This window comes from Diaminobutyricimonas aerilata, from assembly GCF_002797715.1.
Taxonomy (GTDB): domain Bacteria; phylum Actinomycetota; class Actinomycetes; order Actinomycetales; family Microbacteriaceae; genus Diaminobutyricimonas; species Diaminobutyricimonas aerilata.
The window spans coordinates 2,273,346-2,292,996 of record NZ_PGFF01000001.1 but is presented as its reverse complement, the minus strand read 5'-3'; the positions used below and the strand labels follow the sequence as shown (position 1 = coordinate 2,292,996).

At 71.5% G+C, this 19,651-nt stretch carries 17 protein-coding genes; 11 read left to right on the top strand and 6 right to left on the bottom strand.

Annotated features, from left to right (window positions below; all coding sequences use genetic code 11):
- Positions 1-10 precede the first annotated feature (10 nt).
- Genes CLV46_RS11085 through CLV46_RS11060 form a run of 6 tightly spaced genes read left to right on the top strand, consistent with a single transcriptional unit; the run spans position 11 to position 5,879 of the window.
- The gene (locus CLV46_RS11085; protein WP_100364822.1) at positions 11-1,489 is read left to right on the top strand and encodes an aldehyde dehydrogenase family protein; all 1,479 of its coding nucleotides are present in this window, start codon (positions 11-13) and stop codon (positions 1,487-1,489) included.
- Positions 1,486-2,340, top strand: a complete 855-nt coding sequence (locus CLV46_RS11080) for an aldehyde dehydrogenase family protein (protein WP_100364821.1) — start codon at positions 1,486-1,488, stop codon at positions 2,338-2,340. Before CLV46_RS11085 ends, CLV46_RS11080 begins: the two co-directional genes overlap by 4 nt.
- 43 nt (positions 2,341-2,383) lie before the next feature.
- Positions 2,384-3,850: an SDR family oxidoreductase gene (locus tag CLV46_RS11075; RefSeq protein ID WP_100364820.1), complete on the top strand. Its 1,467-nt coding sequence runs from the start codon at positions 2,384-2,386 to the stop codon at positions 3,848-3,850.
- Positions 3,847-4,227 carry a hypothetical protein gene (locus CLV46_RS11070; protein WP_100364819.1) on the top strand — a complete coding sequence of 127 codons (381 nt, stop codon included), beginning with the start codon at positions 3,847-3,849 and terminating at the stop codon, positions 4,225-4,227. The genes CLV46_RS11075 and CLV46_RS11070 overlap by 4 nt, the downstream gene beginning before the upstream one ends.
- A gap of 60 nt (positions 4,228-4,287) precedes the next feature.
- The gene (locus CLV46_RS11065) at positions 4,288-5,316 is read left to right on the top strand and encodes a helix-turn-helix transcriptional regulator (RefSeq protein ID WP_100364818.1); all 1,029 of its coding nucleotides are present in this window, start codon (positions 4,288-4,290) and stop codon (positions 5,314-5,316) included.
- Positions 5,313-5,879, top strand: coding sequence for a GDSL-type esterase/lipase family protein (locus tag CLV46_RS11060; protein ID WP_100364817.1), 567 nt, complete (start codon positions 5,313-5,315; stop codon positions 5,877-5,879). The genes CLV46_RS11065 and CLV46_RS11060 overlap by 4 nt, the downstream gene beginning before the upstream one ends.
- A gap of 9 nt (positions 5,880-5,888) precedes the next feature.
- Here CLV46_RS11060 and CLV46_RS11055 read toward each other — a convergent pair whose 3' ends face one another.
- The 3 genes from CLV46_RS11055 to CLV46_RS11045 all read right to left on the bottom strand — a co-directional run bounded on the left by CLV46_RS11055 (position 5,889) and on the right by CLV46_RS11045 (position 10,072).
- A complete protein-coding gene (locus tag CLV46_RS11055) occupies positions 5,889-7,262 on the bottom strand; it encodes a M20/M25/M40 family metallo-hydrolase (protein ID WP_100364816.1) in 1,374 nt (457 codons plus the stop codon).
- A gap of 35 nt (positions 7,263-7,297) precedes the next feature.
- The gene (locus CLV46_RS11050; RefSeq protein ID WP_100364815.1) at positions 7,298-8,935 is read right to left on the bottom strand and encodes a fucose isomerase; all 1,638 of its coding nucleotides are present in this window, start codon (positions 8,933-8,935) and stop codon (positions 7,298-7,300) included.
- Between the two features lie 156 nt (positions 8,936-9,091).
- Entirely contained in the window at positions 9,092-10,072 is a 981-nt protein-coding gene (locus CLV46_RS11045) for a LacI family DNA-binding transcriptional regulator (RefSeq protein ID WP_100364814.1), read from the bottom strand.
- Between the two features lie 130 nt (positions 10,073-10,202).
- Between CLV46_RS11045 and CLV46_RS11040 the strand changes: the two genes are divergently transcribed.
- A complete protein-coding gene (locus tag CLV46_RS11040; protein ID WP_100364813.1) occupies positions 10,203-11,300 on the top strand; it encodes a glycoside hydrolase family 172 protein in 1,098 nt (365 codons plus the stop codon).
- Positions 11,301-11,313: 13 nt separating this feature from the next.
- Here CLV46_RS11040 and CLV46_RS11035 read toward each other — a convergent pair whose 3' ends face one another.
- Positions 11,314-11,784, bottom strand: a complete 471-nt coding sequence (locus CLV46_RS11035; RefSeq protein ID WP_100364812.1) for a MarR family winged helix-turn-helix transcriptional regulator — start codon at positions 11,782-11,784, stop codon at positions 11,314-11,316.
- A 79-nt stretch (positions 11,785-11,863) separates the two neighbouring features.
- Here CLV46_RS11035 and CLV46_RS11030 point away from each other — a divergent pair, with 79 nt between their 5' ends.
- The gene (locus CLV46_RS11030; RefSeq protein ID WP_100364811.1) at positions 11,864-12,745 is read left to right on the top strand and encodes an alpha/beta fold hydrolase; all 882 of its coding nucleotides are present in this window, start codon (positions 11,864-11,866) and stop codon (positions 12,743-12,745) included.
- Positions 12,746-12,779: 34 nt separating this feature from the next.
- On the opposite strand, the gene CLV46_RS11025 is transcribed toward CLV46_RS11030, so the two are convergent.
- A complete protein-coding gene (locus CLV46_RS11025) occupies positions 12,780-13,754 on the bottom strand; it encodes a squalene cyclase (RefSeq protein WP_100364810.1) in 975 nt (324 codons plus the stop codon).
- Between the two features lie 117 nt (positions 13,755-13,871).
- On the opposite strand from CLV46_RS11025, the gene CLV46_RS11020 reads away from it, so the two are divergent.
- Positions 13,872-15,095, top strand: a complete 1,224-nt coding sequence (locus CLV46_RS11020) for a DUF418 domain-containing protein (protein ID WP_100366024.1) — start codon at positions 13,872-13,874, stop codon at positions 15,093-15,095.
- Here CLV46_RS11020 and CLV46_RS11015 read toward each other — a convergent pair.
- Positions 15,077-15,604 (bottom strand): O-acetyl-ADP-ribose deacetylase, encoded by a 528-nt coding sequence (locus tag CLV46_RS11015; protein ID WP_100364809.1) that lies wholly within the window; start codon positions 15,602-15,604, stop codon positions 15,077-15,079. The genes CLV46_RS11020 and CLV46_RS11015 overlap by 19 nt on opposite strands.
- A 111-nt stretch (positions 15,605-15,715) precedes the next feature.
- On the opposite strand from CLV46_RS11015, the gene CLV46_RS11010 reads away from it, so the two are divergent.
- Together CLV46_RS11010 and CLV46_RS11005 are read left to right on the top strand one after the other, a co-directional pair.
- On the top strand, positions 15,716-17,194 hold the full coding sequence (locus CLV46_RS11010; RefSeq protein ID WP_100364808.1) for an FAD-dependent oxidoreductase: 1,479 nt from the start codon (positions 15,716-15,718) through the stop codon (positions 17,192-17,194).
- Between the two features lie 224 nt (positions 17,195-17,418).
- On the top strand, positions 17,419-19,545 hold the full coding sequence (locus CLV46_RS11005) for a DEAD/DEAH box helicase (RefSeq protein WP_100364807.1): 2,127 nt from the start codon (positions 17,419-17,421) through the stop codon (positions 19,543-19,545).
- Positions 19,546-19,651 lie beyond the last annotated feature (106 nt).

Below are 19,651 nucleotides of genomic sequence, written 5' to 3'. Positions count from 1 at the left end.
GGAACACCCCATGTCATTCCTCGACTACGCACCGGCGCCCGAGTCGGCGTCGATCCTCAAGCTCCGCGACTCCTACGGACTGTTCATCGACGGTGAGTTCGTCGACGGGCACGGCGAGAGCTTCTCGACGGTGTCGCCCGCGACCGAGAAGCGCATCGCCGAGATCGCGAGCGCCGACGCCTCCGACGTCGACCGCGCCGTCGCGGCCGCCCGCCGCGCCCACGACCGCACCTGGTCGCGGATGAGCGGGAGCGACCGCGGCAAGTACCTGTTCCGCATCGCCCGGCTCGTGCAGGAGCGGGCGCGCGAGCTCGCCGTCGCCGAGTCGCTCGACAACGGCAAGCCCATCAAGGAGAGCCGCGACGTCGACGTGCCGCTCGTCGCCGCCTGGTTCTTCTACTACGCGGGCTGGGCCGACAAGCTCGATCACGCCGGCCTCGGCGCCGCTCCGCGCGCACTCGGCGTGGCCGCGCAGGTGATCCCGTGGAACTTCCCGCTGCTCATGCTCGCGTGGAAGATCGCACCGGCGCTCGCCGCGGGCAACACCGTCGTGCTCAAGCCCGCGGAGACCACGCCGCTCACCGCGCTGCTGTTCGCGGAGATCGTGCAGCAGGCCGACCTGCCCAAGGGTGTCGTCAACATCATCACCGGCGCGGGGGACACCGGGCAGGCGCTCGTCGAGCACGGCGACGTCGACAAGGTCGCCTTCACCGGGTCGACCGCCGTCGGTCGCGCCATCGCCCGCTCGGTCGCCGGCACGCACAAGAAGGTGACCCTCGAACTCGGCGGCAAGGCCGCGAACATCGTCTTCGACGACGCGCCCATCGACCAGGCGATCGAGGGCATCGTCAACGGCATCTTCTTCAACCAGGGCCACGTGTGCTGCGCCGGCAGCCGCCTGCTCGTACAGGAGAACATCCACGACGAGGTCGTCGACCGCCTCAAGCAGCGCCTGTCGACGCTGCGGCTCGGCGATCCGCTCGACAAGAACACCGACATCGGGGCGATCAACTCCCGCGAACAGCTCGACCGCATCCGCGAGCTCTCCGACATCGGTGAACAGGAGGGCGCGACGCGCTGGACGGCGGAGTGCGCGATCCCGGAGAACGGCTTCTGGTTCGCCCCGACGATCTTCACCAACGTGTCGACGAGCCACCGCATCTCCCGCGACGAGGTCTTCGGTCCGGTGCTTTCCGTGCTGACCTTCCGCACGCCCGCCGAGGCCGTCGCGAAGGCGAACAACACGCCCTACGGACTCTCCGCCGGGATCTGGAGCGAGAAGGGCAGTCGCATCCTCGCCGTCGCCGACCGCCTGCGCGCCGGCGTGGTCTGGGCGAACACGTTCAACCGCTTCGATCCCGCGTCGCCGTTCGGCGGCTATAAGGAGTCCGGATACGGTCGCGAGGGCGGCCGGCACGGACTCGCCGCGTACCTCGAACCGGCGTCGTCCCCGCGCCCCGCCCGCATCGACCGAGGAGCCGCGAAGTGACCCGCTTGACCGTGCCGAAGACGTACAAGCTCTACATCGGGGGCAAGTTCCCGCGCAGCGAGTCCGGTCGCACCTACGAGATCGCCACCCCGAAGGGCGCGTTCCTGGCGAACGCCGCGCTCGCGAGCCGCAAGGATGCGCGGGATGCCGTCGTCGCGGCCCGCGCCGCCGTCTCGGGCTGGTCGGGCGCCACCGCCTACAACCGTGGGCAGGTGCTCTACCGGATCGCCGAACTGCTCGAGGGTCGCCGTGCGCAGTTCGTCGACGAGATCGCGTCGGTCGAGGGCGTGCGCACGTCCGTCGCCGAGGCGCAGGTCGACGAGGCCATCGACACCTGGGTCTGGTACGCCGGCTGGACGGACAAGTACCAGCAGGTCGCGGGCAACGCGAACGCCGTCGCCGGGCCGTACTTCAACCTCTCCGCTCCGGAGCCGACCGGTGTCGTCGCCGTGGTGGCCCCGCAGGAGTCGAGCCTCGCCGGCCTCGTGTCGGTCGTGGCGCCGGCGCTCGTGCCCGGCAACACCGTGGTCGTCGTCGCGAGCGAGCGGTTCCCGCTCAGCGCGATCAGCCTCGCCGAGGTACTCGCGACGAGCGACGTGCCGGGCGGCGTGGTAAACGTGCTCACCGGCTCGCCGGCCGAGATCGCGCCGTGGCTCGCGTCGCACGCCGACGTCAACGCGCTCGACCTCACCGGGGCGGGCGCCCTCGACTGGGTGGATCTCGAGATCGCGGCGGCGGAGACGCTCAAGCGCGTGCAACGACCGGAGCCGGGCATCCCGGGACGTTCGCTCGAACGCGTCACGCGGTTCACCGAGACGAAGACCGTGTGGCATCCGAAGGGGATGCTCTAGCCACTCGCAGGCGCCGCACGGCCCACGCACCTAGCGTGAGCCCATGCGCATCCTCGTCACCGGAGCGACCGGGTACATCGGCGGGCGGCTCGTGCCGCGCCTGCTCGATGCCGGCCACACGGTGCGGGTGCTCGTGCGCGACGTGGAACGCATACGGGACGTGCCGTGGGCGCCGGACGTCGATGTCGTCGAGGGCGACCTCCGCGACCCGGAGGCCGTCGCCCGGGCGGTCGACGGCTGCGACGCGGTCTACTACCTCGTGCACTCGATGTCGAGTGCGGGCGCGTTCGAAGACGTCGAGCGGCGCATCGCCGAGACCGTCGCGCGGGCCGCGGCGCGCGCGGGGGCGCGGCGGATCGTGTACCTCGGCGGGCTGCACCCCGACGGGCCGCTCAGCCGGCACCTCGCCTCCCGGGCCGCCGTCGGAGAGATCCTGCTGCACAGCGGAGTGCCGACCGTCGCGCTGCAGGCCGGTGTCGTCATCGGGTCGGGCTCCGCATCGTTCGAGATGATCCGCCACCTCACCGAGGTGCTGCCCTACATGCCCGCGCCGCGCTGGGTGCGCAACCGCATCCAGCCGATCGCCGTGCGCGACGTGCTGCACTATCTCGTCGCCGCGGTCGATCTGCCGCCGTCGGTGAACCGCACCTTCGACATCGGCGGGCCGGATGTGCTGCGCTACGGCCAGATGATGAACGGCTACGCGGTCGAGGCCGGGCTGCCGCAGCGGCCCATCGCCGCCCTGCCGGTGCTCACCCCGTGGCTCGCCTCCCAGTGGGTGAACCTCGTCACGCCCATCCCGCGCGTGCTCGCCGTGCCGATCATCGAATCGCTGCAGCACAATGCGGTCGTGCGGGAGGACGACATCGCGCAGCACATCCCGCCACCCGACGGTGGACTCACCGGATACCGGAGAGCCGTGCGGCTCGCGCTCGACCGGATGCGCGCGGGAGAGATCGAGACGAGCTGGCAGAACGCCGCGGTCGCGGGAGCGGCGAGCGATCGACTGCCGAGCGACCCGCGCTGGACGGGGCACATCGTGTACACCGACCGCCGGGAGGTGGTCTCCACCGCGCCGGTTGCGGACCTGTGGCGCGTGGTCGAGGGCATCGGGGGCGACAACGGGTGGTACTCCATGCCGGTCGCCTGGGCTGCGCGCGGCTGGGTCGACAAGCTCGTCGGCGGTGTCGGCCTGCGGCGGGGACGGCGCGATCCCGAGCGGCTGAGCCCCGGCGACGCGCTCGACTTCTGGCGCGTCGAGCGGCTGGACCGCGGCTCCTTCCTGCGGCTGCGTGCCGAGATGCGGCTGCCCGGTCGCGCGTGGCTCGAACTCGCGACCGAGCCGGCCGGCACGGGGTCGGTGTACCGCCAGCGTGCCGTGTTCTTCCCCCGCGGGCTCGGCGGGCGTCTGTACTGGTTCGCGATCCTGCCCTTCCACGGCGTCATCTTCGCCGGGATGGCCCGCCGCATCGCGCGGGCGGCGCAGCTCCGAGCGGGAGCGGCGACATGACCGCGGCGGCCGTGGCGCTCGCCGCCGTGCTCACTCTTGCGGGACTGCCGGCCGCGCCGCTCGATGCCGTCGGGGAACCGGATCCGGCGCCGACCGAGATCCCGCAACCGGTCAAACCCTCGTTCACGCCGATCGATCCAGGCGACGACCCGGCGCCCGTCGTGCCGTCGATGACCCCGTCACCGGATCCGTCGACGCCGTCGCCCTCACCGACCGGACCGGCACCGGACGACACCCCGACGCCGGCGCCCGTGCCGGAGGAGACCGGATCCGTGACGACCGTCGTCGCCGGCGCGGTGCTCGCTTCCCTCCTCCTGGCCGCCGGGATCACCGCGGCGGTCATCTCGCGACGCCGTCGGCGCCGCGCACGCGGCTGAGGGGTCCGGCGCCTGGAGAAAAGGACGGATACCGTCCGCAATCCGCGCCAGACTGCTTCCATGACCGAGTCCACGACGACCTCGCGCATCCTGCACCTGCTGTCGCTGTTGCAGACCCGCAGGTACTGGAGCGGCGACGAACTCGCTCGCCGGCTCGGGGTGAGCGGGCGGACGCTGCGCCGCGACATCGAGCGGCTGCGCGACCTCGGCTACGTGGTCAACGCGAACCGGGGCGTCGACGGGGGCTACCAGCTCGACGCCGGCACCGACCTGCCCCCACTCGTCTTCACCGACGAGGAGGCGGTCGCCCTCGCGGTCAGCCTGCGCACCTCGAGCGCGCTCGACGGCATCGCCGATCTCAACGTGGCGGCGCTCGCGAAACTCGAGCAGGTGCTGCCGTCGCGGTTGCGCGGCCGCATCGCCGCACTCGCCGCAGCGACGACCCCGACGACGCCGCGTCGGGTCTCCGCCCCGGTCGACGCGGAGGTGCTGGCCGTGCTCGCACTCGCCTGCCGCAACTCGGAGCGGGTGCGCCTGCGGTATTCGAGCGGGGCCGGTGAGGAGAGTCGTCGGCAGGTGGAGCCGGTCCGGCTCGTCTGGCACTCGGGTCGGTGGTATCTCGTCTGCTGGGACCTCCAGCGCGCGGACTGGCGCACCCTGCGCGTCGACCGCATCGACGACGTGTTCGAGACCCGTGTGCGCTTCACCCCGCGAGAGGTGCCCGGAGGAGACGCCGCCGCATTCGTGGTCGACCGTCTCGGTGGCCTGCCGACCGGATTCACCGCACGCATCCGCATCGACGCTCCGATCGAGGCGGTTCGCGAATGGATGGGTGCGTACGCCGACGACTTCGAAGCCGACGGCGACCGCACCATCTGGTCGCCGTCCGATCGGTACCTCGAACCGCTCGCCGGCGCGCTGATCTGGCTGCAGTGGCCCTTCGAGGTGCTCGGGCCTCCCGAGCTCGTCGAACTGCTCGAGGGTCACGATCGCCTGCGGATCCGGCGCTCGGGTGGCGCCGCCGAGGTCGGGCGGCGGAAGATGGAGGACCCCCTCAGAACCCGATCCGACGAAGGAGTGCACGGATGACCGACGCGACGACACGGATCGCCTTCGTGGGCGACAGCCTCATCGAAGGCGGCAACTGGGACGAGTGGATCGACGATGAGGTGATCAACCACGGCGTCGGCGGCGCCACGACCGACGACGTGCTCGCCCGCATCGAGCGCATCGTCGACGCCGATCCCGACGAGGTCGTGCTGCTCGTCGGCACGAACGACCTGAGCGCCCGTCGTTCCGTCGAGCACGTCGTGCGCAACGTCGAGACGATCATGGTGACCCTGCGCCGCGACCTTCCCGGCGCGCGCCTGCTGCTCGTCTCGATCCCGCCGCGCGGGCGCGAATTCGCCGACCGCATCCAGGACGCCAACCGCCACCTCCGCCAGTTCGTGGCCACGGTGCACGGCCAGTACCTCGACCTGTGGCCGGTGCTCGCGCTCGAAGACGGCGAGCTGAGCCCGGAGTACACGGAGGACCGGCTGCACTTCTCGACGGCCGGCTACGAAGCCGTGCTCGGTGAACTGCGACCGGCCCTCGAACGGTTGCGCGAGCAGCCGCCGATGAGCGGCGCGATCCGGCTCCCCGGGTACTGAAAGGCGGCGTCAGAGCCGCGCGAGCAGGAGCTCGAAGAAGCGCACCGCCCGCAGGAACGTGTCGACCCGGATGCGTTCGTCGGCCGCGTGGATGCTCGCGCGCTCCGCGGTGGTCAGATCGAACGGCAGGAACCGGTAGACGGCATCGCTGATGCGAGTGAAGTGACGGCTGTCGCTCGCCTGGAGCATCACGTAGGGGGTTACGATCGCGTCGGGGTACACCTCACCGATGACCGCTTCGAGGAGCCCCCACGCGGGCCCTTCGCTCGGCGACACCGGCGACGGCTCCGTCGCATGGACGACCTCGACCTCGACGGCGTCGTCGCGGATCGCCCGACGGACGTGACGCACGACCTCGTCGACGCTCGATCCGACGGCGATGCGGATGTTCACGCTCGCGGTCGCCTGCTGCGCGAGCACGTTCGCGGCCGGGGAGCCGGTGAGCTCGGTCACCGCCTGGGTGGTGCGAACCATCGCGCGCGTCTCGGGCGTCGCGCGAGCGAGCACGGCGCACACGAGCGGCGCCGTCACGCGCACGGCGCGGAACACCGTCCTCAGCGGCCCCGTCGCATGCGGGGCGAGCCGGGCGACCATCGCGCGGGTGGGCGCATCCAGCCGTGCCGGGAACGGACGGCGTTGCAGGCGTGTGATCGCCCGCGCGAGGCGCGCCGTCGCGGGAAGTGTCGGGGGAGTGGAGGCGTGCCCGCCCGGCTCCCGGGTGCGCAGACGCAGCGTCGCGATCCCCTTCTCACTCACTCCCACCACGGCGAGTGGGCGCTCGACGCCGGGGAACGCCCCCTCGACGACGGCTCCACCCTCGTCGAGCACGAGACGCGGGCGCACGCCACGGCGTTCCAACTCCGCAACGACGCCGAGGGCGCCGCTGCCCGTCGTCTCCTCGTCGAAGCCGAAGCTGAGGTAGATGTCGCCGTCCGCTCGCTCGGCCGACTCGGGGATGCGCTCGCACGCCTCGAGGATCGCCGCGAGCACGCCCTTGTCGTCGAGGGTTCCGCGACCCCACACGACGGCGTCGACTCCCTCGCCCACGAGGTCGGCGGAGAACGGCGGCCGCGTCCACGCCTGTTCGTCGACCGGCACGACGTCGTAGTGCGCCATGAGCACGACCGGATCGGCCGTGCCCCGGCCATGGATCCGGAACAGCAGCGAGTGGTCCGCGATCCGCTCGACGTCCGCGCGCGCGTGCACCCGCGGATACCGGTCCGCGAGCACCGCGGCGAAGGCGTCGAGCGTCGACGCGTCGACGGCGTCGGGGAGCGACACGGTCGGCACGCGCACGAGGGCGCGCAGGTTCTCGACGGCCGCCCGGTCGGCATCGGTGAGCGGACGGGCGGAGCGCGGTACCGGGGAGGAGGGCGCCGTCATGGCGCGAGCCTAGCCGCGTGCGGGTCGCACCCCGGTCACAGCGCGACGTCGCCCACGAGGTTCACGCGCACACCCAGCCGGTCGAGCATGGCGGCCTTCGCGAGCAACCCCCGGTCGGCCGTCTCAGCGTCCGGAGCGTAGACGAGCTGGGCGTGGTTGGCCTTGTGCCGGGCCATGAACTGGTCGCGGGTGACGCCGTGCAGCACGACGTGCGCGATCGGCCACTCCGGATTCGTCGCCTCCTTGCGGCGCCGTGTCTCCTCCTCCGGGAGCTCCACGACGGAGGCGCGGAAGACATCCGCCTGCAGCACGCCGTCGGCGATGAACACGCGGCTCAGCACGACCTCTCCGGGCTTCGAGACCCCGTTGATGGTGCTGCCGCCGGCCGGGAAGAACACCGGACCCTGCCGCCAGCCCTCGGCGTGCTCGTAGCCGCCGAGGTGGGACGCGGGGACCGAGCCCGAGATCTCGTACACCCACACGAAGCGGCCGTCGAACTCCTCGCCCCAGCGCACGTCGTGCAGGGTGTTGTCGGGAACGAGCCCCATGGCCCGCCACACGCGGTCGGTCACGAGCGCGTCGACGGCGACCCCCTCATCGGCCTCGTTGAAGTGCGGGAAGGCGCGCCCCTCGTGCAGCACCCGGCCGCCGTCGCGGCTGGTGACCGGCGGCCGATCGGTCGCGTTGAGCAGCCCCTCGGCGAGGTCGCTCGCCGGCACGAGGTCCTTCAGGCCCTGTTGGTACTGGATGCCCACCGCGTCGAGCCCGAAGTCGTCGGCGATCCGCAGCGCGGCGATGTACATCTTGAACTGCCAGCGCAGCTGCGCCTCGGTGAGTTCGGTCGCCTCGTCGGTGCCGATGCGGAAGCGCATGCCCCGGTCGCGCAGCCACTCGCCGACCGCATCCGCCTCGGCATCGTCGACCGTGAGCATCTCGGCGTAGAGCGCCGATTGCGACAGCCGCTCCTTGTAGACACCGATCCGGTTGAGCAGCTCGTCGTCGAAGATCGCGTTGTACATGCCCATGCAGCCCTCGTCGAAGACGCCGATGATCGCCTTGTCGGCGAGCAACTGGTCGGCGAGCGCGCGTCCGAGCTCGACCTCGGCGCTCGGCGGCAGCGCCGGCAGCGGGCGCACGTGCGAGGCGTCGTGCTCGATGCATCCTGTCTCGACCCACGACCGCAGCCCGTCACGGAACCACGCGTCGGTGAAGTCGACGCTCCAGATGGTGGAGTACTCGACGCCCATCTTCGTGAGGCCGGCGTTGAGCCCGAGCAGCCCGACGAGGCCGGGCCAGTCGCCGGCGAAGTTCGCGACGGTGAGGATGGGCCCGCGGTGGGTGCGGAGTCCGGCGAGCACGTGGTGGCTGTACTGCCACACCGCCTCGGCCACCACGAGCGGCGCGTCGACGGGGATGCCCTTGAACACCTCGAGTCCCATGCGCTGGCTGCGGATGAACCCGTGCCCGAGTGCCGGGTCGACCGGATTCGCACGGTGCACGCGCCACCCCAGCTCGGCGAACGCCGTGCCGATCGCCTCCTCCATCGCGGCCTGCGTGGGCCAGCCGGCGAGATTCGCGGATTCGCGCAGGTCGCCGCTCGAGATGAGCCACGCGGTGCGCGGCTCGAGGGCCGGTCGCTGCGGTGCGGCGGGGACGTCGTAGACGAGGGTCATGGTGCTCCTTGCGGACTCGAGTCGCGCCGGAGCGGTCCCGGGGGCGCCGTTGTTCCCACGTCGCCTCCCGTCGTCTCCGTCGCCGATGCGGCCAGCATGCCAGAAATCGATTTCAAGATGCAACGACATCGGAGGCGCGCACGCGCAGCTCTCAGCTCAGAGCGCGCGGACGCCCGGTGTCGCCGGCACGAGGGTGTTGCGCAGCACGACGGTGCGGGCGGGCTGCGTGTCGCCGCCGATGCGCTCGATGAGCATCGTCGCCGCCGTCACCCCCATCTGCCGCGCCGGCAGCTGTACCCGCGTGATCGCGGTCGGCCGGAGCGTGGTGAACGGAAGGTCGCCGATGACGGCCACCCCGAACTCGGGCGGCATCCGTCCCGCGCCGGTGAGCACCTGCAGAGCGCCGACGCCCATGAGGTTGTTGCCCGCCACGACGGCGTCGGGTGGTTCGGGCATCTCGAGCAGCGACGTCATCGCGGCGCGACCGCCGTCGACGCGATAGTTCGCCCGGCGCACGTAGTCGTGCGCGGTGTCGGCGCCGACGACCTGGGCCCACCCGCGCAGCCGCTCGTCGGCCGTCTCGATGCCCTCCGGGCCGGTGATGAGCGCGATCCGGCGGTGCCCGGCCGCGGCGAGGGCGGAGGTCGCGGAATGGCCGGCCGCGCGGTTGTCGGTCATCACCCCGTCGATCTCGAAGCTCGTGCCCCGGTCGATCGCGACGATCGGCCGGTTGCGTTCGATGAGCCGGTGCAGGTCGCTGTGATCCGACGCGGGGGCGAGCACGACGCCCGCCATGTTCTCGCTGATGGCGATGTCGAGGTAGGTGGATTCCTTCGCCGGATCCTCGTCGGTGTTGCACAGCACGACGGAGTACCCGGCGGCTTGCGCGCGGTCTTCGACCCCGCGGGCGAGCGAGGTGAAGAAGGGGTTCTCGATGTCGGGGATGACGAGGGCGATGACCTCGGAGTTCTGCCGCCGCAGCGTGCGGGCGGTGCGGTTCGGCACGAAACGCAACTGTTCCGCGGCGTCCCGCACGGCGCGGGCCTTGCCCTCGGAGACGCGCGCGCCGTTGAACACCCGCGAGACGGTCGCCGGGCTCACCCCGGCGAGGGCCGCGACCTCGTAGATCGTCGCCATGCCGCCTCCCTCCGCTGCGCCACGCCGCGCCCGTCGCGCGGCGCCTCCGGTTGACACGCCGTGGCGCCAAGCCTACTGTGACGAAATCGATTCCAAGCGGTCGCGCCGTGGCGCGCGAGGAGGGGACACCGTGGTCCTGTCGGACATCAGCACCCTGGCGACGCGTCGCGACGTGCGCACCCGATCCATCAGCCCCGAGAACTTCGACGGTGCTCCCGGCGGGGGAGGGCGCGCCACCGAGGGGACCGGGGCCGAGAGCGCCCGCGATCTCGGCCCCGGATGGAAGATCTCCCCGAGCGTCGACATCAGGGCGGGCGAGACGTTCGAACTCGCCGCCATCGCCGGCGGCGGGCGCATCCAGCACATCTGGATCACGACGCACGTCGACAACTGGCGGGAGCTCATCCTCCGCGCGTACTGGGACGGCGCCGAGGAGCCGGCCGTCGAGGTGCCCTACGGCGACTTCTTCTGCAACGGCTGGGGGCGCTTCGCCCAGGTGACTTCGCAAGCCGTCGCGGCGAACCCGAACGGCGGGTTCAACTCGTACTGGCCCATGCCGTTCCGCGAGAGTGCCCGGCTGACGCTCGAGAACCTCTCGCCTAGCGACGTGCGGGTGTACTACCAGATCACCTACGAGGTCGGCGGGGACTACTCCGGCGAGGACTACTTCCACGCGCAGTGGCGTCGCAGCAATCCGCTCGAGCACCTCACCCCGCACACCATCGTCGAGGGCGTGGAGGGCGCCGGCCGGTACGTCGGCACCTACCTCGCGTGGGGCGTCAACTCGAACGGCTGGTGGGGCGAGGGCGAGATCAAGTTCTACCTCGACGACGACGACGAGTACCCGACCATCTGCGGCACCGGCACGGAGGACTACTTCGGCGGGGCATGGAACTTCGACGTGCCGGGACAGGGCTACACCGAGTACTCGACCCCTTACCTCGGGATGCCGCAGGTCATCCGGCCCGACGGGTTGTACACGGCGCAGCAGCGGTTCGGCATGTACCGCTGGCACATCGCCGACCCCATCCATTTCGCCACGGCGCTGCGGGTGGACATCCAGGCGCTCGGCTGGCGCAGCGGCTGGCGGTACCTGCCGCTGCGCGACGACATCGCCTCGACGGCGATCTTCTACCTCGACCGGCCGGTCGCCCGCCGGCCCGGGACACCCACCCGCGACGAGCTCGAGATCCACACGGGCGACGGAGCGGCACCGCGCGGGGCGTGAGGTCGAGGGCGCCTCAGGCCGGGGAGTCGGTGCTCCATCCGGCGGCCTCCGGATCGACGACGCGATCGCCGACGACGGTCCGCAGGGCGGACTCCACTCGGACCAGCTCGGCGGTGCTGAGCCGCTCCTCCCAGGCGGCGCGCGACCGCTCGAATGCCGCTTCGCCCAGCTCCATGGCCTCGATGCCGCGCGGAGTCACCTGCAGGCGCTTCCGCCGGCCATCGGCCGGGTCCGGCGCGCTCGTGACATAGCCGCGCTCCGTCAGCACTGCGATCGTCTTGGCGGCGGCCTGCTTCGTCACGGACATCCGACGACCCAGCTCCGACGCGCTGTCCGCGCCGCTGGCGATCGCCCGCATCGCGAACTCGTGTCCGGGACGGAAGTCGCCGTGGCCATGCGACGCGAGCTCGGTCATCGCGCTCTCCACGAGCGTGCGATACCCGCCGAGGAGGAGAAGCGCCAGGTCGGCGCCGGATCGCGACATGGTCCCAGGATACGGTCTGGACAAAGACAACCAAGCTGTCTATTATCAGACAACTAGGTTGTCAATTTGAGGAGCCCGCATGTCCACCGACCGCGCCACCATCGCCGGTATCACCCACCACACCGCTCACCTCGACGGCGCGGACCTTCACTATGTGAGCGCCGGATCGGCGGGGACACCGATCGTCCTCGTACACGGCTTCCCGGAGACCTGGTGGGCATTCCACGAAGTGATCCCATCGCTGGCGGAGGAACATCGCGTGTTCGCCGTCGATCTCCGAGGCTTCGGCGACTCGAGCGCGGCTGACGTCGACCACGACAGCGAGACGGCCGCGATCGACCTCAAGCAATTCGTCGAGCACCTCGGCGTCGGCCCGGTACACCTCACGTCGCAGGACATCGCCGGAGCCGCCGCGTTCCGAATGGCCGCGACGCATCCCGACCTCGTTCGCAGCTTCACGGCGATCGAGATGGGACTCGGCGGGTTCGGACTCGAGGACCTCGCCGATGTCACCCGCGGCGGTTCCTGGCACATCGGGGTGATGGCCGCCCCTGGCGTGCCCGAGATGCTCCTCAAGGGGAGGGAGCGGGAGTTCCTCGGCGACTGGGCGTTTCCGGGGATGATCGCAGTCGCCGGCGCGGTCGGGCCGGATGACATCGACGAGTTCGCCCGTACGTACTCCCGCGCGGACGGGTGGCACGGGGCGGCCGGTCTTTATCGGTCGATGCTCTCAGAGGGAGAAGCCCTTCGGTCGCTCGCGGCACGGCGTCCGCTCGCCATGCCCGTCTTGGCCGTCGGAGCGGGGGGTGGGCCGTTCACCCTGCGCACCGTCGAACGGATCGCGGTGGGGAGGATCGACTCGGTACATCTCGACGGCGTCGGCCACTACGTCGCGCTCGAGGCCCCTACCGCTCTCGCGCGCGCGATCCTCGACTTCCTCCGGGACGCGGATTCCGCTTGAGCAGCCGCCCCGCGTGGCCGACCGGCGATGGGAATCAGACCGCCCGGTCCCACCAGTCGAGCACGCGAGTCGCGTAGAGGGTGAGCCACTTCGAGGGCTCGCCCGGCGGCACGTCCACCTCGAACCACGCCTGCCCGCCGTGGCGTCGTTCCTGCAGCCAGGTGCCGTCCGCGCGCCGAGCCGCACGGATCACGTCGATCGCGTCGGACAGGCGCGCATCGGGGGCGACTCCCTCGTGCAGGGCCGCCGCGCGGAAGTAGTCGGTCGCGTTGAGTGCGCTGTAGACCCAGCGGAACGGGTACGCGAAGTGCGTCGCCCACGGCCCGACGGGTTCCCCCGTCGAGCGGCGGTGGAGCAGCCGGCGCTCGAGCAGGTACTCCTCACCGGCATGCCTCGCGGCCCGCAGCTCGTCCGACCCGCCCGTCGCGGCCTCGTAGGAGAGGATGCCCTTGAGCGTGTTGAGGGTGGAGTGGAACGAGGAGCGCGTCGAGCCCTCGACCCATTGACAGTTCCATCCGCCGTCGGGGAGCCGATGGGCGGGGAACCACTCGGCGAGCGCGGACACGTCCACACCGAGCCAGGCGCCGTTGGCGAGGGTGTACGCGTTGATGCAGCAGTCGACCTCGCCGCCCCAGTAGGGCAGCCCGTCGTACTCCCAGCGGCTGTTCTCGGCGAGCAGTTCGGCGGTTCGGCCGAGCGCGCGTGCGTCGAGGCCCCATTCGCGGAGCGAGTTGAGCGACCAGGTGGTCGCGGTCCACGGCTGCCGGTCCTCCCCGACCGGGCCCGTCGCATCGGGTGTGGATCTCGTGGGGAAGTAGGCCCCGCCCGCCCACTGTCCGTCGGCATCCTGCAGCGCGAGCAGTCGGGCCCCGAAGCCCTCGGTGGCGACCCGGGCGCGGGTGGCCTCCCACGTCTCGCGCGGTGCGCCGGCGAGGTCGCGTTCGACCTGCCAACGCAGTGCCGGGTCGGAATCGAGCAGCCACTCGAGGGAGCCGGGCGTGTACGTCATGGGGGCACGCTAGCGGCGCCGCCCGTTCGCCGGAAGCGGGTGGACGGTCCACCGGTCGATGGGGGCTCGGCCGATCGGCCGATGTGCGCGGCCGATCGGATCGCGAGACTGGACCGCATGACCCGGACCCGTCCCGCACCGATGGTGCCGCTCGGCTTGAGCGGACGCGCGATCGCCCCCGATCTCGCGCGAGGCGCGATGCTCCTGCTCATCGCGATCGCGAACGCACCGGTGTACCTGTGGGACGAACCGGCGCCGCTCACGAGCGCGCATCCGCTCGACGCCTCGCTCGCCGACCGGATCGTGCAGTCCCTCGCGATCATCGCGATCGACAGCCGCACCTATCCCATGTTCGCGTTCCTGTTCGGCTACGGCATCGTGCAGCTGTACCGCCGTCAGCGCGAGGCGGGCGCCGACCGTCGGCGGGCGCGGCGGCTGCTGCGGCGGCGGCACTGGTGGATGATCGCCTTCGGCGCAGTGCACGCGGGACTGCTGTGGATGGGCGACATCCTCGGCGCGTACGGACTCGCGGGCCTGCTGCTGACCTGGCTGTTCCTCGACCGCCGAGATGCGACGTTGCGCGTGTGGGCGACGGTGCTCACCACGCTCCTGGCGCTCGCCTCGATCCTCATGGCCGTCGGCGGCGCGCTCCTAGCGACCATCCCGGAGGACACCCTGCTCGGCCCGGAGGAGTTCAGCCTGCACGGGCCCAACGCCGAGACCGACTACGGCGCATCGGTCATCGCGCGGCTCGGCTTCTGGGCGTTCCTGGCACCCGGGCAGGGCGTGCTCGGCCTCGTCACGCCGATCGCGATCCTGCTCGCGTTCCTCGCGGCGCGGCATCGGGTGCTCGAGGAGCCGGAGCGCCATCACCTGCTGCTGCGCCGTGTCGCGATCGGGGGGATCGCGTGCGGGTGGACCGTCGGCGCGGTCGTCGCCGCGCAGAACGCCGGGTTGCTGGGCATCCCGCGTGCGGTCGACTGGGTGTTCTTCGGCGTCAACGCCCTCGCGGGTCTGGCCTGCGCGCTCGGCTACGTCGCGGTCTTCGGGCTCGTCGCCGCCCACGTGAGGGACCGTCCGGTCGGGGCGCTCAGCGGCGCGCTGCAGGCGGTCGGCAAGCGCTCGCTCTCGTGCTACCTCGCCCAGTCGATCGTCTTCGCCCCCCTCATGAGCGCGTGGGGGCTCGGCGTGGGCGCCCACTTGAGCAGCTGGTCCATCGCCCTCGTCGCCGTCGCGACCTGGCTGCTCACCGTCGTGCTCGCGGTGCTCCTCGAGCGTGCGGGGCGCCGCGGGCCGGCCGAGTGGGCGCTCCGCCGCCTCGCCTACCCCTCGTCGCGCTGACCGGATCCGGCCGCCGCGTGTTCGAACGCCGCGAGGGCGTCGTCCGAAAACAACACGAACCGCACGAGCGGCACCCCTCCCGTCGCCTGCGCCGTGCGCACCGCGACCCGCGCCGCGTCGTCCATCGGCCACCCGTAGACCCCGGCCGACACGGCGGGGAACGCGACGCTCTCGGCACCCAGCTCGGCCGCGACGCGCAGCGATTCGCGGTAGGCGCTCTCGAGCAGCGGGGTGCGGTCCTCCCGGCGGCTCCACACCGGCCCGACGGTGTGGATGACCCACCGCGCGGGCAGGCGTCCCGCCCCGGTCGCGACCGCGTGTCCGGTCGGAAGGCCGTCCGGAAGGGTGGTGGCACGCAGGCGACGGCACTCCTCGAGGATCTCCGGCCCGCCCGCGCGGTGGATGGCCCCATCGACGCCGCCTCCGCCGAGCAGCGAGCTGTTCGCCGCGTTGACGATCGCGTCGACCTCTTGCCGGGTGATATCCCCGCGCACGATCTCGATCTGCATGCTCCGACCCTAGACACGGGGCGGCTTCCTGCCGCCCTCCTGGGGATTCCCCGCACGCCGCCCGGCGCCGATGGCGGGCTGGATACCGTGGGCGGGTCGTGAGGAGAACCGATGACATCGCTGTGGCTGGATCGTGCCCCCAACATCGAGACCGACGAATTCGAGGCTGACGCCCACTACGACGAGGTCGTCGTCGGCGCCGGTCTGACCGGGCTCGTCGCCGCCCTGCTGCTCGCCCGCGCGGGCCGGCGGGTGGTCGTGCTCGAGTCGCGCCGGGTGGGCGCCCTGACCACGGGCAACACGACCGCGAAGCTCAGCGTGCTGCAGGGCTCGCAGCTGCAGAAGATCAAGCACCGCACCTACCAGGCGGTGCTCGACGCATACGTCGAGGCGAACCTCGAGGGACAGGCCTGGTTGCTGCGCTACGCCGACGAGCACGGCATCCCGGTGCAGCGGCGCGACGCCATCAGCTACGCCACGACCGTCGAGGGTGCGGCCACCATCGACCGCGAGTACGAGGCGGCCCGCTCGACCGGGCTGCCCGTCGTGCGCTCGGGAGACGCGGGACTGCCGTTCGAGACGACCGCGTCGGTGCGGCTGGCCGATCAGGCGCAGTTCGACCCGATGGACGTGCTGCGCGCCCTCGTACTCGACCTGAGGGCGCACGGCGGCAAGGTCGTCGAGAACGTGCGGGTCACCGGGGCGCGCGCCTCGGATCCCGTGGAGGTACGCACGACGCGCGGCGAGGTGCGCGCGGGTCACCTCATCGTGGCGACCGGCATGCCGATCCTCGACCGCGGCCTCTATTGGGCGAAGCTGCGGCCGAAGCGCTCCTACGGCCTGAGCTTCCGCGTTCCCGGCGACATCCCGAGCGACATGTACGTGAGCGTCGACGGCCCGACCCGGTCGCTGCGCACGACCCCCGACGAGTCCGGCGAACTGCTGCTCGTGGGCGGCAACGGGCACGAGGTCGGCCGCCATCCGTCGCCCGCGTCGCTCGTCGACGACCTCGTCGATTGGACCGAGCGCTGGTTCCCCGGGGCCGAGCGCACCCACACCTGGAGCGCCCAGGACTACGAGACGCCGCACGGCGTGCCCTTCGTCGGCTGGATGCCGCGCGGGCGCGGGCGGATCTTCCTGGCCACCGGCTACGACAAGTGGGGCATGACGAACGCCGTGCAGTGCGGCCTCACCCTCGCGAGCGACATCCTCGGCGGACATCAGCCGTGGGCGAAGACGCTGCACCGCCGTGTCACGACTCCGCGAGCGATGGCGGTCGGTCTCGGCATGAACGCCGCGGTAGCGTGGGAGTACCTCAAGGGGTGGACGGCCGCGGTCGCGAAGCCGCTGCCGGATCAGCCGCCCGCCGAAGGACAGGGCGAGATCGGCCGGGACGGGTTGAAGGCGACGGCGATCTCCACGGTCGACGGCGTCACGTGCAAGGTGTCGGCGCTCTGCCCCCACCTGCACGCGATGGTGGCGTGGAACGACCAGGAGCGCACCTGGGACTGCCCGGCGCACGGGTCGCGCTTCGCCGCGGACGGTACGCGCCTCGAGGGTCCGACGGTCCGGGACCTCGCCGCGCGCTGACCCCGACCGACTCGGCACGCGTCGTTGCGTTTTCGCGCTCGGCGTGCCCCGCCGCGCGGCCGGAGGGCGTACACTTCCTGTAGCGCCGCGAACCCACCAGCGTTCCCTGCTGGGTCTGGACAACTCGCACGCGCCGAGTACACGGCCGACGAACTCTGTCGGCGCAGCATCCGGGGATCCCGCCACCATCGCCACGGTCCCGGATTTTCAAGCTCAGGAGGAGCATGGCCAACCCGGCCCAACGTCAAGCCCCCGGTCGCGCCCGTGCGGCAGCGCGCGGACGCTCGAGGCGTCCCCACTCGGACGAGGCGGGCGTCATCCCCGTGCTCGCCCGCGTCGCGCGCGAGGTCGAGGCCGCCGCGCAGCGCGGCCCGGTGCGCGCGGCGAACCGCACGCGGTTCCAGGTCGCCACGGTGCTGCTGCGCGAGGAACGCGCCCGCATCAAGACCGACACCACGATCCCCGACGCCGAACGCGTCGAAGCGCAGCGCCGACTCGACGGACTCGCGGCGATCCTCGCGAAGACCGCCGCTCGCGACACCTCGCTCATCACCCTGCTGCAGGACGACGCCCCGGTGAGCGCCGCCGCGCGGGAGATGCGCCGCGACCTGCTCATGTCGGCCGGCGTGGAGCTGAGCCCCGACGAGCTCATCATCACCGACGAGGCGCCGCAGCCCGACGCGTCCACCGAACGCCAGGTGGTCCCTGCGCCGGTGCGCCGCTACCAGATGTCGAACCCCTTCCTCGCGCCCGACTTCAGCGCCGTGCAGCCGGTCGAACCGACCTCGAGCCGCCTGGCGAACTGGGAGCTCATCGAGCCGCTGTTCCGCTCCTTCGAGTACGGCGCGGGCGGCACGGCGGCGAGCATGGACCTGCCGCCGGTGGAGAGCCTCGACACGCCGGGACGACTGCAGCTCATGCCGCACCAGGCCCGCTTCGTCGAATCCGCCCGTGAGGGTCACCGCACCTACCTGCTCGCCGACGAGCCCGGCCTCGGCAAGACCGCACAGGCGCTGCTCGCGGCGAACGCGACCGGGTCGTACCCGCTGCTCGTCGTGACCCCCAACGTCGTGAAGGTCAACTGGGCTCGCGAGGTGGCGCTCTGGACGCCGAAGCGCACCGCCACGGTCGTGAACGGTGACGGCGAGAACATCGATGCCTATGCCGACGTCGTGATCGTCAACTACGAGATCCTCGACCGCCATGTCTACTGGCTCTCCAAGCGCGGCTTCAAGGGCATGATCGTCGACGAGGCGCACTTCATCAAGAACAAGGAGTCCCAGCGCTCGCAGAACGTGCTGTCGCTCTCGCGCAGCATCCGCGCCGTGTCCCCGAGAGCGCTCATGATCGCGCTCACCGGAACGCCGCTGATCAACCAGATCGAGGACTTCCGGATGATCTGGCAGTTCCTCGGCTGGATCGACGAGAAGAAGCCGCGCGCCGAGCTCATGCGCCGCCTCGACGAGACGGGGCTCACTCCGGGGGACCCCGGATTCTTCGCCGCGGCGCGTCAAGCCGTGATCGACATGGGCATCGTGCGCCGCAAGAAGGTCGACGTCGCCGCCGACATCCCGGCCCGTCGCATCGCGGACATCACCGTCGAGCTCGACGGGGAGGTGGGACGCTCGGTGCGCGAGTCGGAGCGCAAGCTCGTCGCGCGACTGCTCGAGCGCTTCGACCGCGTGATGGCCTCGCGGCCCGATGCCGACCCGGCCACGGTCATCCGCACCGTCGCGCACGCCGATCTCGAGGAATCGAAGTCGAGCAGCGCCGGGGACAACGTCTTCAGCATGGTGCGACGCATCGGTCAGGCGAAGGCGGGCCTCGCGGCCGACTACACCGTCAATCTGGCCCGCAACGTGGGCAAGGTCGTCTTCTTCGCCAAGCACATCGACGTGATGGACACGGCGGAGGAGCAGTTCGCCCGTGCGGGACTGCGTACGATCTCGATCCGTGGCGATCAGACGGCGAAGACCCGTCAGGCGCAGATCGACGCGTTCCTCACCGATCCCGACGTCTCCGTCGCGGTCTGCTCGCTCACCGCGGCCGGTGTCGGTGTGAACCTGCAGGTCGCCTCGAACGTGGTGCTCGCGGAGCTGAGCTGGACGGATGCCGAGCAGACCCAGGCGATCGACCGGGTGCACCGGATCGGCCAGGAGCTGCCGGTCACCGCGTGGCGCATCCTCGCGGCGCAGACGCTCGACTCGAAGATCGCCGAGCTCATCGACTCGAAGGCCGGGCTCGCTGCGCGTGCCCTCGACGGCAGCGACGAGGAGATCGGCGCCGAGTCGACGGTGCAGCTCGAGGCGCTCGTCGCGCTGCTCACCGAAGCGGTGGCGCGCCGACGCTGACCCCTGATGCGTGGGGCGTCCGTCGACCGGATGCCCCGCGCACAGGTGTCCGCGCGCGTTGCCCCGGGCGCGGGGCAGAAGTTAGGGTGACATCGTTCCCATAGCG